7 protein-coding genes are annotated in these 13,036 nt (G+C 45.0%); 4 read left to right on the forward strand and 3 right to left on the reverse strand.

The window, feature by feature from the left end; translation table 11 throughout:
- Positions 1-91 precede the first annotated feature (91 nt).
- The 4 genes from NST94_RS09425 (at position 92) to NST94_RS09440 (ending at position 9,787) form a co-directional block, all read left to right on the forward strand.
- Positions 92-1,927: a UbiD family decarboxylase gene (locus NST94_RS09425; protein WP_076124967.1), complete on the forward strand. Its 1,836-nt coding sequence runs from the start codon at positions 92-94 to the stop codon at positions 1,925-1,927.
- 157 nt (positions 1,928-2,084) lie between these two features.
- Positions 2,085-2,624 (forward strand): GNAT family N-acetyltransferase, encoded by a 540-nt coding sequence (locus tag NST94_RS09430; protein ID WP_339281896.1) that lies wholly within the window; start codon positions 2,085-2,087, stop codon positions 2,622-2,624.
- Positions 2,625-3,017: 393 nt separating this feature from the next.
- On the forward strand, positions 3,018-9,173 hold the full coding sequence (locus NST94_RS09435) for an SGNH/GDSL hydrolase family protein (RefSeq protein ID WP_339281897.1): 6,156 nt from the start codon (positions 3,018-3,020) through the stop codon (positions 9,171-9,173).
- 149 nt (positions 9,174-9,322) lie between these two features.
- Positions 9,323-9,787 (forward strand): DUF2269 family protein, encoded by a 465-nt coding sequence (locus tag NST94_RS09440; RefSeq protein WP_248549305.1) that lies wholly within the window; start codon positions 9,323-9,325, stop codon positions 9,785-9,787.
- Here NST94_RS09440 and NST94_RS09445 read toward each other — a convergent pair.
- From NST94_RS09445 to NST94_RS09455, 3 genes are all read right to left on the reverse strand, one after another.
- Positions 9,759-10,919 (reverse strand): glycosyltransferase family 1 protein, encoded by a 1,161-nt coding sequence (locus tag NST94_RS09445; RefSeq protein ID WP_339281898.1) that lies wholly within the window; start codon positions 10,917-10,919, stop codon positions 9,759-9,761. The genes NST94_RS09440 and NST94_RS09445 overlap by 29 nt on opposite strands.
- A 152-nt stretch (positions 10,920-11,071) precedes the next feature.
- Positions 11,072-11,914 carry a sugar phosphate isomerase/epimerase gene (locus NST94_RS09450; RefSeq protein ID WP_339281899.1) on the reverse strand — a complete coding sequence of 281 codons (843 nt, stop codon included), beginning with the start codon at positions 11,912-11,914 and terminating at the stop codon, positions 11,072-11,074.
- Between the two features lie 17 nt (positions 11,915-11,931).
- Positions 11,932-13,035 carry a mandelate racemase/muconate lactonizing enzyme family protein gene (locus NST94_RS09455; RefSeq protein WP_339281900.1) on the reverse strand — a complete coding sequence of 368 codons (1,104 nt, stop codon included), beginning with the start codon at positions 13,033-13,035 and terminating at the stop codon, positions 11,932-11,934.
- Between the last annotated feature and the right edge of the window lies 1 nt (position 13,036).

The raw sequence follows: 13,036 nt of genomic DNA on the forward strand, positions 1-13,036 counted from the left end.
GTACGCGTGCGCTTTATTTTAATATCTTACAGGGTATAATTAAAGCATCCAAGTAATCTTGTAATAACCTTCTAGAGATCGGAGTAATGAAATGAAATATAGCAATTTAGAAGAGTGTGTTAATGATTTAGAGAAACACGGACATTTAGTTCGTATTCATGAAGAAGTGGACCCTTATCTAGAGATGGCGGCGATTCACCTAAAGGTTTATGAGGCTGGCGGACCTGCATTATTATTTGAAAATGTAAAAGGCTCGAAGTTTCGGGCCGTATCTAACCTTTTTGGAACGATAGAGCGCAGTAAGTTTATCTTTCGGCGGACTTGGGACTCCACACATAACGTAATTGCCCTTCGCAACGATCCCGTAAAAGCACTCAAAAATCCATTTAAATATGTTGGTACCGGATTATCCGCGAGAAAAGCATTGCCGATTAAAAAGCCAGGGGGTCTGCCAAGCGGTTTTCAGGAAATTAGTATCTCTGATCTTCCGCTAATCACACATTGGCCGGGAGATGGTGGTGCTTTTGTAACCTTGCCGCAGGTGTATTCAGAAGATCCGGACAAGCCGGGCATTATGAACTCCAATCTGGGAATGTACCGTGTGCAGCTGACTGGAAATGAGTATGAATTAAATAAAGAAGTGGGCATTCATTATCAAATTCATCGCGGCATTGGCGTACATCAGGAAAAAGCGAACCGCCAAGGACAACCGCTTAAAGTAAGTTGTTTTATCGGTGGACCACCCGCTCACTCTTTATCGGCGGTTATGCCTTTGCCTGAGGGAATGAGTGAGATGATCGTTGCAGGATTACTTTCAGGACGCCATTTCAGCTATAGCTATGTGGATGGTTATTGTATCAGCAATGATGCGGACTTTGTAATAACAGGTGAAATTCACCCTGGTGAGACGAAGCCGGAGGGGCCTTTTGGCGACCATTTAGGCTATTATAGCTTGGTTCACCCTTTCCCAGTAATGAGAGTACATAAAGTGTACGCCAGAAAAAATGCAATCTTTCCATTTACGGTTGTCGGCCGGCCGCCACAAGAGGATACCGCGTTTGGTGAGTTAATTCACGAGCTGACAGGTGGGGCTATCCGCCAAGAAATTCCGGGCGTCAAAGAAGTTCATGCAGTCGATGCTGCGGGTGTTCATCCCCTGCTGTTCGCCATTGGCAGTGAACGTTATACGCCTTATCAGCAAGTAAAACAGCCAGCGGAAATTCTGACCATTGCTAACCGGATTTTAGGGACGGGTCAGCTTAGTTTAGCTAAGTTTTTGTTTATTACAGCAGAAGAGAATCAGCCTATCAGCACACATAATATCGAGGATTTCTTGACGTATATCTTAGAGCGGATTAATCTTCATAGAGATATTCATTTCTATACCAATACCACGATTGATACACTTGATTATTCCGGCACAGGATTAAACAGCGGAAGTAAAGTGATCTTCGCAGCAGTAGGGGATAAGAAAAGAGAGCTATGTACAGAGGTGCCAGGCCTGCTGAAAGAATTACAGGGATTTGAACATGCACGAATGGTGATGCCTGGTCTTGTTGCCCTTCAAGGCGCTAAATTCACAAGCTACGCTGAAGCAGCACTGGAAATGAACAAGCTTAGTGAAGCTATTCAGGAGCAAGGGTCACTTCCTTCTTGCCCAATGATTATTTTGTGTGATGATAGCGAGTTTTTGAGTGAAAAGATCGACAATTTCCTATGGGCGACATTCACCCGCAGTAATCCATCTCATGATATCTATGGAGTGAACAGTTCTACTGAGTATAAACATTGGTCCTGTGATAACGTGATTATTGATGCTCGGGTAAAACCCCATCAAGCCCCGCCACTGATCCCAGACCCAACCGTTCAGAAGCATATCGAACGATTATTTGCGTCAGGTGGCAGTTTAAGCAGAGTTAAGATATAGAGAAACATTCATCGGCCTTCTTGGGAATCCAAGGAGGCCTATTTGCTGTTTGTGAAATGATTTTACTCATATGAAATAAAAAAGGAATAGGGGTATTATGGGGTGTATGGTATATATTTACTATTAATATTGGGGAAGTGTTGTTCTGATGGAAATTATGGAAACCGAACGTTTATGGATTAGAAGGTTCTCAGCAGAGGATTGGAAAGACCTTCATGAATATTTGTCCCAAGAAAGTGTTGTGAAATATGAGCCCTATTCCGTGTTTAATGCAGATGAATCTCGCACTGAGGCGCTCAGACGGTCATCGGACCGTGCTTTTTGGGCAGTCTGTCTTAAATCTACGACAAAAATGATCGGCAACTTATATTTTCAAGCGAGCGAACCAAAGGTTTTTGGCGTTTGGGAATTTGGATATGTTTTTAACCCTGATTTTCATGGAAGCGGGTATGCTACAGAGGCTTGTAATCAATTGTTAAACTATGGCTTTGATAATCTGAAAATGAGACGTGTGATTGCGAACTGTGATCCCGAAAATACACGCTCATGGAAACTGCTTGAACGATTGAAGCTTCGTCGAGAAGGACATTTTTTGCAGACGGGTTATATTAAATACGATAGTAATGGAGAGCCAATCTGGCATGATACTTATTCCTATGGATTGCTCAGAAGCGAATGGTTAAGGATGAAGGAATAGCAAAACTGTTGTCGTAATCTCAAAAGCGGGTGTCCCCTCACTGATTCTTCTGTCCTAAATTTTTCCCAAATCGTAGGTTTTTATAACTATAGGCGAAGAAATTGAACGGTTTAGTGTATGATAAAATCTGTTTTTTAAATGTTCAGAGTGACACTTAGGTGGTAGTATCGTGTTGGATATGAGTGAAACTGGAATCAGCTACCATCCAGCTTCCTGAGCAAAGAGGAGGGGATACGCGCACGAAGTGAACTTATATTTGAAGAACGAATGACAACGAAGCTTATTGTAAGCGTTTACTACAACGGGGCTAGATGCGTACTAAGTTCTTTTAATCATAAGAAAGCGGGTGAAGCACGGAAGATGAAGAGGAATAAACTTGGAAATAAAATATTTATGGTGTTATTGTCGTGGATCTTCATTTGTTCATCAATACTTCCATCTACAACATTTGGGGGGCAACAGGCCAGTGCAGCTTCAGGCCCAATAACCTTGCAATATGATTTTGGAACAGCAACAAGTCCTGTTATGAGTGGTTATACAGGCGTGCATGAATCTGAATTATATACGAATGAGCTAGGGTATGGTTTAGATCAGGCGGTTGCTTCGAGGAATCGCTCGGGTGGAGACGATATGACCAACGATTTTGTATTGGGACTGTCCTATTCTTTTTTGGTGGATCTTCCTAATGGGGATTACGATGTGACTGTATACTCAGGAGATTTACTAGCGGGTACAAGTACAACCAAAACTACGATTACTTTGGAAGGTAGCACGGCTGGGTCGATAAGCAGCAAGCAAGCTGTAAATCAAGCTACCTACCGGACGACTGTTCAAGATGGTCAACTGACCGTCGGCATTACGGGTACAGGGGTTGGCGGATATTTAAATGGACTAATTATTCAGCAGATTGTACCAGGTCCATTGAAAGCCCCTGAGGGATTAGTGGTTCATAATATCACTCCCACTGAGGTATCTCTAGGGTGGAGCAGCGTGACCGAAGCAGTCTATTACAATATTTATCGAACGGTTCTTCCTAGTGGAAGCCTTCAAGCCATAGGTCAAGCTGCTGCTAACAGCTACGTGGATTCAGATGTAAATGAAGGGAGTGGTTACATTTACAATGTGTCAGCTGTAAATGGAAAGGGTGAGGAGTCTGCTTTGAGCGCATCTGTGACCGTAGACAAAATTCCGGGGGTAGAGGTTCCCGCAGCACCAACCGGTCTTTCAATTGTCAGTGTCGGTGTAAGTTCTGTTCAACTGAATTGGAACAGTGTGGCTGGAGCTAGCCGCTATACGATCTTAAGGTCTGATTCAGCAGATGGAACATTCCATGAGATTGGTCAGTCAGAGAAGACGACATTTACGGATGCCTCAGCGGACACCTCAAAACGGCAATATTATGGGGTGAAGGCAGCCAATGACCAAGGCGAATCAGAGCTATCTAACAAGGTGGAAAGCGCTGTGTATTCGCCTCCTGGAACTTTGCCAGAAGGGGATGTTTATTCCTTTGATTTTGGCCCGGGTGCTGTGGCTGAAGGTTATCTTAAGGTAGATGCAGGGGTATCTTATTCCTCTGAGGTTAAATATGGATTTACAGATATATCGAAAGTAACTGGGGTAGACCGAGGAACCTCAGATCCTTTGCGATCAGATTTTGTGGTCCCTAAGGATGCAACTTTTAATGTAGATTTACCGAATGGCGATTATACAGTGTCACTTATCGCTGGTGACAGCGCCGGAGATACAGAGATTGGCATCAAAGTCGAATCCATTCAAAAAGTTCAACTGACGAGCAAAACAGCAGGCCAGTATTTGGAAATGAGCTTTGACATCGCTTTGGTGGATGGACAAATGAACTTGGTGTTCTCTGGCACTAAGCCTAATATCAATGCACTGGTGATTACTAAGCAGCCAGACCGTCCTGCTAATGAATTGCCAACGGTTTATATTGCGGGTGATTCAACCGTGCAGACTTATGATCCTTATTGGATACCACAGGCAGGCTGGGGACAAATGATTCCTGATTTCTTTAGCGAGGAAGTAACGTTTAAGAATCACGCTATCGGAGGACGCAGCTCTAAGTCATTTATTGTCGAGGGAAGGCTGGATGAAGTGCTGCGTAAGATCCAACCGGGTGATTATTTCCTGATCCAGTTTGGTCATAATGACGCAACGATTAGCGTTCCAGACCGATATGCTTCTCCAGCCGATTACAAAGTTTATTTAAAAACATATGTCAATGGAGCTAGGCAAAGAGGAGCAACTCCGATTCTGGTGACCCCCATGGGGCGCAGAGATTATAATGCTGCGAGCGAAAAATTCAATGTGAGCTTTCCAGAATATGTGCAGGCTATGAAAGAGGTAGCAAGTGAACTTGATGTTGATTTGGTCGATCTTAGCGCACTCAGTGTAGCTTTTTACAATTCTATCGGTTTTGCAGCTACACGCTCTGTATTCCTTCACCTCGATGCAGGGATATATGGTGCTTTCCCAAATGGCTCGACAGACGATACTCACTTTCAAGAATACGGAGCCATTCAAATGGCCCGTCTGCTGGCCAAAGGAATAGGGGAATTAAATATTCCACTCTCCAGCTTTGTGCAGGACATCAAACAGCCGGAAACGGTGCCTGTGAAGCCTGAAGGTCTTGTAGCTGGGAGTATCAGTAATGCAGGTGCAGTACTGAAATGGAATAAAGTAGAAGGTACAGATATCTATAAAATCTATCGTAAGCTAGCGGCAGAAGCCGAATCTGCTTATACATTAGCGGGAACTTCAACTGTCCCTTCATTGACATTAAGCGGGTTGGTTGAAGGTCAAAGCTACTCGGTAAGAGTGACTGCAGTGAACGGGCTAGGAGAGTCTGAGCCTTCAGATGAAGTGAAGCTGACTACGAAATCCGCCCAGTATCGTTATGATTTTGGACCTGTTGGTTCACCCGTTGCTGCGGGTTATACGGAAGTGAATGTGAATGTCCTGTATACCCCAGAACGTGGATATGGTTTGACCTCGAGTGCAGGGATGATTGATCGGGATCGGGGAAATGCGACGGACGATCTGCGCAGAGATTTTGTGATTTATTTTGGAGGATCGTATGAATTCAAAGTTGATTTACCCAATGGTTATTACTCTGTTAAGACCTATACAGGAGATTGGATTGGATCTGCCAAGACGAATGTAGCCATTGAAGGCAAAGATTACGGAACAGTCTCCTCAGGTAAGGAAAATATTGCTGAGAAGCTGTATAACCAGATTGCTGTCAAAGACGGGCAGATGAATCTTGTCTTTAGTGGCACAACCGCTCATCTCAATGGGCTGGAGATCACCCCGTTATTATTAGCCCCAACGAATCTGAAACTGGGTAGCCTGGATTTAAACAGTGAGCCTATCACTGCTAATCTTTCTTGGGATAGTATGGAGGGTGCGCTGAAATACCGTGTATATCGTCAGGCTACGGTTGCGAATAGTGCAGAGCTGCTGGGCGAAACAACAGAGCCGCTCTACACAGATACCACTGCGGATATTGGTATGGAATATATCTATACGGTAACTTCGGTCGACAGCACGGGACTGGAATCCGTAGGCTCCAATGCGCTAAAAGTGTCTATGATTGACCCCTCCGTAGCAAAAGCAGCCGTACCTAGTGGTCTAGCTGTACAATCTACGAACAAAAATGATGTGACCTTTACTTGGAATGAGGTACCGGATGCACGGATGTTCAACATTTATCGTGCGAAATCCGCAGACAGTGAGTTCATCCTGATCGGCAAATCATTCGAAGATTCGTACACAGACACGACCGTTCTGACTACCATTCCTTACTATTACAAAGTAGCCTCGGTAAATGCAGGCGGCATCTCTGATCTATCCGCTACGTTGGAAACCTCAGCGGTGACAACATTATACCGGAAGATGGAGGCGCTGGATCGTGCGCCTGTAGCGGTTAAGACAGATGAGGGTGTTTATACCAGCTGGCGGATGTTAGGTCTGGATCCGGAAACGATAGGATTCAATCTGTATCGTGGCGATAAGAAACTAAATGATTCGTTGATTACTCAAAACACGAACTATCTCGATATTACAGGCACGGAGGATGCCAAATATAGAATCACATCAGTAATCAATGGAATCGAGAAATCTGCTTCGGAACCATTCAGCGTATGGCGGAAGCAATATCTATCGATCCCTTTGCAGAAGCCAGCAGATGATTACACCAAGGATGGTCAACCGTATACGTATAGTGCGGGAGATGCAAGTGTAGGTGATTTGGACGGTGATGGTGTATATGAAATCATCATGTTGTGGTCACCTTCGAACAGCAAGGATAACTCTCAAGCAGGGTATACTGGACTTGTCTATATGGACGCTTATAAATTAGATGGAACTCGCTTATGGCGGATTAATTTAGGGCCTAATATTCGTGCCGGTGCACACTATTCTCCATTCCTGGTATATGATCTGGATAGTGATGGACGTGCCGAAATTATGATCAAGACGGCAGATGGCACAGTGGACGGTCAAGGAAAAGTCATCGGCAATGCCAGTGCAGACTATCGTAACAGTTCGGGTTATGTGCTGCTGGGCAATGAATATTTAACGGTGTTCGAAGGGGCGACAGGCCGGGCATTGGATACCGTTGATTATGATCCGCCACGTGGAGATGTTGGCGCTTGGGGGGACACCTATGGTAACCGTGTAGACCGCTTTTTGGCAGCTGTAGCTTATTTAGACGGCGAGCAGCCAAGCGTGATTTTTAGCCGCGGTTATTATACTAGAACCGTACTTGCAGCTTACAATTATCGTGAGGGCAAGCTCGAGAAAGTATGGCGTTTCGATTCTAATGATGAAGGATATGGAGACTACGTTGGTCAAGGAAACCACAATCTTTCTGTAGGAGATGTGGACGGCGACGGCAAGGACGAAATAACCTTCGGCGCGATGGCAATCGACGATGACGGATTGCCGCTGTATAATACAAAGCTTGGCCATGGTGATGCAATTCATTTCGGGGACCTTGATCCTACCAGACCCGGGCTGGAAGTCTTTGATGTTCATGAGCATACCGATTCGAAGTATGGGATTGAAATGCGTGATGCAGCTACAGGAGAAATATTATGGGGTGTATTCACGGGAATTGATACTGGACGGGGAATGTCAGCAGATATTGATCCGCGATATGCTGGCGAAGAGGTATGGGCTGCAACGATCACCAACGAGGAGCATATACCTGTTACGGGCCTATACAGTGCGCAAGGGGAACTAATCACTAAAAAACTGCCTTCCTCCACGAATTTTGGTATTTGGTGGGATAGTGATCTTTTACGTGAATTACTGGATGCGAATCGAGTGGATAAGTGGGACTATACCAACCAGACAACGGTTAACTTATTGACGGCTGTAGGTGCTTCTTCAAATAATGGCACCAAGGCGAATCCAAGCTTGCAGGCAGATCTGTTCGGGGATTGGCGTGAAGAAGTGATCTGGCGGGCAACGGACAGTTCTGAACTACGGATCTACACAACAACGGATATGACAGATTATCGTATTCGCACATTGATGCATGATCCGATCTACCGCCTGGCAGTAGCTTGGCAAAATGTAGGCTATAATCAACCTCCGCACCCTGGATTCTTTCTTGGTGAAGGGATGGAACAACCAGCGGCTCCAAAAATTCAATATGTAGGCTCACCGGGAGAAACTGAAGATACTACACCACCTACGATTTCTGGTTTACCTTCTGCTCAAATGAGTGAAACGGATGTATTGAAGGTGCAGGTCGTAGCGGAAGATCCAGAGTCTGGCATTCGCAGTCTGGATATTACCTTTGATGGTAAACCTGTCGTTTATGGAGATGAGATTCTACTCACAGGGCTTGCGGGAGCGCATACGTTCATCGCAACAGCCATTAATAACGCTGGACTTTCGACGACAGAACAAGTGATTGTGTTCGTAAGTGGACCTCAGAAGGCTACAGGTGTTCCGGGGCAATGGGTTCTATCCAATAATAATGGGCAGGATACAGGACTTTTGGACGGGGATTACCAAATCACAATGAATATGTGGTGGGGCAATAATGGTACGGTCTACAAGCTATATGAGAATGGTGCCTTAATCGACACGCAAACCTTACGTGATGATTCCCCAGCTGCACAGACTGCAGTGACTAATATTACCGGAAAAGAAAACGGATCCTACACCTATACGGCTGAGCTGACCAATTCTTTTGGCACAACGGTGTCTGCTGCTCATGTGGTTATCGTGAAGGATGCTGCACCAGCTAAGCCGGTGTTGTCCAATGACAACTGGGATGGTGATGGAGAGTATAAAGTGACTATGAATTTATGGTGGGGGATGAACGGCAAAGAGTATCGCTTGTATGAGAACGGAATACTGATCGATACTCAGACTTTAACAGCGGGTACCCCAAACGCACAAACGGCTTCTACTTCTATCACTAACCGTTCTCCAGGCGTCTATGAATACCGGGCTGAGCTGTTGAATGATCAAGGAGTAAATGAGAGTGCGATCATGAAAGTTACGGTAAAATAACTGAATATTTGTTAAAAAAGCGCCTAAGTCGGTAATATCCGGCTAGGCGCTTTTTTAAGATTATCTAAGATTTAAAGGATTCTGCAAGACTAATTCTCCTATCAGCCTCATATGAATCTAAACAACGAATGATAGGGGGGATTGTAAATATGGATTTGACGCATATGATCTCAAAGCTTGTGGTAGTTATACATGTTATAGCATCCATAGTGGGAATTGGACCAGCTTTTGTGCTGCCAATACTGACAAGCTCAGCCAAGACAGGCAGTCAGCTTCGTTTTGTATTTGGTCTTATGAAGAAAATAAACAGATTCCCTAAGACAGGTGGGATCACCCTGATCGTTACAGGTATTTTGTTAATGATCATAGATAAAATGGGCTTGTCGGTGTTGTGGTTAAATCTGTCGTTATTATTTTTTATCGTGATCGAAGTGATTATTATTGGAATGGTTGAGCCCCGATTGAAAAAGCTAACCCAGCTCGTAATGAGCAGCGAAGGGGAGGAAATTCCTGATGGTTACACTACCGCTATGAACAAAATCGCTCCGCTAGAAGCGGCGGTTCATGTACTTACTATCGTCATTATTATATTAATGGTAGTAAAGCCGGTATAAGATCATAACGTCTATTCTCAATGATCTCTTCATAATCGCGGATGAGTCCATCAAAAATATTCTCCCAAGAGCGGCCGAGTGCGAGCTTTCGACCTTCATGCCCCATAGCAGCCAGCTTTTGAGGGTGCTCTACACATGCACAAATCTCACGAATAAAAGCATCCGGGCAGCGGGGCTCGACAATCATTCCTGTGCGGCCGGGTGTGACCAGATCCTTCACCCCACCTTCATTTACTGCGAGGACAGGCAGTCCCGAGGCCATCGCCTCAAGGACAACATTACCGAAGGTTTCTGTACTGGAAGGGAAGACGAATAGATCTGCTGAGGCATATAATTGGGCAAGCTCGTCACCATGTTTATAGCCTGTAAACGTGACATTATGCGGCGCCTGTGCCCGCATTTCCGGCAGAAGGGGACCGTCTCCAACGACCAGCCAATGAACCTGAGATTGCGTAGATTCGGGCAATTGCTGCATGGCGAGAGCAAGGGTCTGTATATCTTTTTCAGGAGCGATCCTTCCCACATATAGAAGCAGTAACGGTGCGGTAATTCCGTAGCGCTCACGGACCTCATGGCTGCGTTTTTTGGGGGTATACAGCTGGCAGTCGATGCCTCTGGACCATAGCTTCAGGCGATGAAAGCCTTGAGCTTGGAGGGAATTGAGGGTTTCGTAGGATGGTGCAAAGGTGGCATCACAGGAGCGGTGAAACCACTTCATGTATTTCCAATAGAGCGGAGCGATTTTTTTCATCCGGTAATATTCAAGATAGCGGTCAAAATGGGTATGATAGGAGGCGACATGGGGCAGATCATGTTTTCGCGCATAACGAAGGCCGCAGAGACCGATATTGAACGGAGTTGCCATATGAAGCAGATCGGGACGAAAAGCTTTCAGCTCTGATTGGATAGAGGACATATTGGGCAGTGCGAGTCTACATTCAGGGTATAAGAAAAAGGGGATGCTGGTAATGGGTCGTATGGGATCGGCATAACTGTCTTCAGGAGCAGATTTTGGTGAGAAAAGTAGATGTTCAATACCGCGCTCTTTCAAATGGGTGGTTAATCGTTGAAGCGTACGTGAAACTCCGTTGGTTTGCGGAAGAAATGTGTCCGTGAATAAAGCAAGACGCATGGAACCCCTCCCAGGTACTCTTGATGCCCTGATCATAACAGGCGATTATTTGATGGAGGTCAAACGGATGTTAAACAGAATATAAAAATCCACTGCACCAGGTAAGATAAAGAGGTGTGCAGTGGATTTATTCATTTTAATGGGATGAAGCCCTACAAGGATTCGTATATCTGTTGCAAAAAGGTAATGCTTTCTCCTAAATGTGACTCAGGAGTGCTTTCCAGGATTCCTTGAATATGAGGACGTTCATATTTCATATAACGAAGAATCGGCTCAAACTCTAGCCACCCTTGACCTACAGGGACTATTTTTATGGCTCCATCTTGGACGATAAAGTCTTTTAAATGAATGATAGCAATTCGATTTCCTAAAAGCTTCAAAGCCTCCGTAATAATAGCTTCTTGATGCAAGTAATTTGTAGGTGACATTAGATTTGCGCAATCTAATATGACCTGAAGATTGTTAGAAGGGACTTCATCCAGAAGTCGGCGGGTTAAGGGCGCGGTGTAAAGCGGATGATGAAGTCCTGCTTCGATTCCTACCGTCACACCAAAACGTTCGGCCTCCGCCACCATGGCCTTAACTGATGTCACCACCTCTTGGAAGGCTTCTTCTGTAAAATTATCTGTGGTATACCCAAGTCCCACACTTCCGGTTTCCGTACCTACCAGACTAGCGCCGAAATCCCTGGCCAAGCGCAGATGGGTATTAAACGCAGCTAACGCTTCTGCCCGTTTGTGAGGATCGGTGTCTACAATATTTACATAGCAGCCCAGAACCGCAATCTGAATACCTGCCTGTCTAAAGGCATTGCCATAATAGCTGGCTGTTCCAGAGCTTATAGCCGTCAGGCTAGGGGCACTATCAGGAAAAGATTTCTTAAGTGCAAACTGGATATGAGTGAAATGATAGGACTTAATCTTCTCAATTAACTCTTGCAATGGAACTTGTGTGAAATCATGTGCTCGAACACCTAGTTGAAGGGGAATGCTCATATGACCGATCGCTCCTATTAGTATTGTTGTTTGTGAGGTGCTAATTTGTCCCAGTCAAAGGTAACACCAGTGCCCGTTACTTCTGGCGCAACTGCCATCCCATTGTCTTTATTAATCACTAGCGGACGTGTAGTGTATTGATCGATAGGGAAGCTATGCATTTCGAGATAACCTGCATTTGGCATAGCTGCTAACAAACTAACGTGTAATTCCTGCATCCCATGTGTTGAAACGGAAAGGTTATAGGCTTGTGTTAAGTGAGCTACCTTTAACCAGCCCGTTATTCCGCCTATATTGGAAGCATCAGGTTGAGGAAAATCAACATGACCATATTGCAGCATGTGATGGAATTCGGTTAATGTGCGCAAGTTCTCTCCGCCTGCAACGGCCATTCCTGTTTCTTCAGCAATCCGTGCATAGCCGGCATAATCCTCCGGAATCGTTGGTTCTTCTAAGAAGAGAATGTCGTATTTCAAAAATTCGCGTGCGGCTTTTATCGCTTTTTCCACACTCCAGCTCATATTGGCATCGACCATAAAGGCTACATCCGGGCCGACCAATTGGCGTACCGCAGCCACTCGTTCCACATCTTCAGCTAATGTTTTTTGGCCAAGTTTAATTTTGACAGCCTGGAGGCCCATATCTAAGTATTTTTGATTGTTGCGCAGGAGCTTTTCTAATGGGAAGTTTAAATCAATCGCTCCACCATAACATTTGACCTCATTGCTTGCGCCACCAAGAAGTTTGTAGAGAGGTTCATCTGCTTTCTTCGCACGTAAATCCCATAACGCAATGTCACATGCCGCAATGGCGAAGCTAGCCAAGCCCCCGCGAGCAACATAATGTATTCCCCAGTTCATCTGCTCCCAGATACTTTCCACACAGCTGGCGTCTTTGCCAACTAAGATATGTGTTAATTCATTAGCAATTAGTGAGCAGATCGCTTTGCCGCCAAATCCGCCAGTATAGGTATAACCTACACCTTCACGACCGTCGTCCGTTCTAATTTTGACAATGGGAACTTCAAAATGAGTATGCAAGCCGTGTTTAGCATCCTCCATGATTTCTGGCAAAGGGATACGATAGTACTCCGTAATAACTTCTTTAATTAGAGACATCATT

It is taken from the genome of Paenibacillus sp. FSL H8-0282, from assembly GCF_037963825.1.
Classification (GTDB): Bacteria; Bacillota; Bacilli; order Paenibacillales; family Paenibacillaceae; genus Paenibacillus_AQ; species Paenibacillus_AQ odorifer.

Bases quoted from the DNA above. Each gene is read 5' to 3' on its own strand.
- NST94_RS09425 (WP_076124967.1), top strand. From the start codon at position 92: ATGAAATATAGCAATTTAGAAGAGTGTGTTAATGATTTAGAGAAACAC.
- NST94_RS09430 (WP_339281896.1), top strand. From the start codon at position 2,085: ATGGAAACCGAACGTTTATGGATTAGAAGGTTCTCAGCAGAGGATTGG.
- NST94_RS09435 (WP_339281897.1), top strand. From the start codon at position 3,018: ATGGTGTTATTGTCGTGGATCTTCATTTGTTCATCAATACTTCCATCT.
- NST94_RS09440 (WP_248549305.1), top strand. From the start codon at position 9,323: ATGGATTTGACGCATATGATCTCAAAGCTTGTGGTAGTTATACATGTT.
- NST94_RS09445 (WP_339281898.1), bottom strand. From the start codon at position 10,919: ATGCGTCTTGCTTTATTCACGGACACATTTCTTCCGCAAACCAACGGA.
- NST94_RS09450 (WP_339281899.1), bottom strand. From the start codon at position 11,914: ATGAGCATTCCCCTTCAACTAGGTGTTCGAGCACATGATTTCACACAA.
- NST94_RS09455 (WP_339281900.1), bottom strand. From the start codon at position 13,035: ATGATGTCTCTAATTAAAGAAGTTATTACGGAGTACTATCGTATCCCT.